Annotated in this window: 1 protein-coding gene; it reads left to right on the forward strand. The window is 70.2% G+C overall.

Translation table 11 applies throughout. The features are described 5' to 3' along the window. Positions 1 to 48: 48 nt before the first annotated feature. Positions 49 to 923 (forward strand): IS5 family transposase gene (locus tag IE271_RS41090; RefSeq protein WP_190195503.1). Its coding sequence is split into 2 segments (ribosomal slippage): positions 49 to 393 and positions 396 to 923, totalling 873 coding nucleotides; the frame shifts between segments, so codons are not numbered across the junction. The last annotated feature ends 24 nt before the right edge of the window (positions 924 to 947 follow it).

Here is a 947-nt window from a genome sequence, read left to right on the forward strand (position 1 = left end):
CTAGGGCCTGTTGCGAAAGTCGATCTTGGTTGTGGATGATCACATCTTGTGGGACGTGGTGATCTGACGAACGACCAGTGGGCCCGGCTGGAGCCGTTGCTGCCACGAGGCATCAAGCCAGGCCGTCCGCCGGTGTGGACGCGGCGGCAGCTGATCGACGGCATACGGTGGCGGACCCGGACCGGTGCTCCCTGGCGTGACGTGCCGGAACGCTACGGCCCGTGGGACCGGGTGTATGACCTGTTCCGGCGCTGGCAGCGGGACGGCACCTGGGCCCGCATCGTCACCCGGCTGCAGGCCGAGGCGGACGCGCAGGGCCTGATCACCTGGGAGGTGAACGTCGACTCCACCGTCTGCCGGGCCCACCAGCACGCCGCCGGGGCGTCGAAAAAGGGGACCTGCAGAAGGAGCCGCCCGGCGGCCTCGCCATCGAGCCGGCCGACCACGGCCTGGGACGTTCCCGGGGCGGACTGACCACCAAGATCCACCTCGCTGTCGAGCAGGGGCAGAAGCCGCTGTCCGTGCTGATCACGGCCGGGCAGCGAGGCGACTCCCCGCAGTTCGAGCCGGTCCTGGAGGCGATCCGGGTGCCCCGGCTGGGACGCGGCCGGCCGCGCCGGCGACCGGACCGGGTGCGGGCCGACAAGGCCTACGACTCCCGCCGTAACCGCGCCTACCTGCGACGACGCGGTATCAAGGCGACCATCCCGGTTCCCGCGGACCGCGTCCGCAACCGTCGGAAGCTCGGTTCGCGAGGCGGCCGACCACCGAAGTTCGACAGGGCCGACTACCGCGAGCGGCATGCCGTCGAATGCGGGATCAACCGCCTCAAGCGCCACCGGGCCGTGGCCACGAGGTACGACAAGCTCGCCGTCCGCTACGAGGCGACCGTGCTGGTCGCAGTCCTCAATGAGTGGCTGTGACCAGCACTTTCCCAACAGGCCCTA

The organism is Streptomyces minutiscleroticus (assembly GCF_014650875.1).
Classification (GTDB): domain Bacteria; phylum Actinomycetota; class Actinomycetes; order Streptomycetales; family Streptomycetaceae; genus Streptomyces; species Streptomyces minutiscleroticus.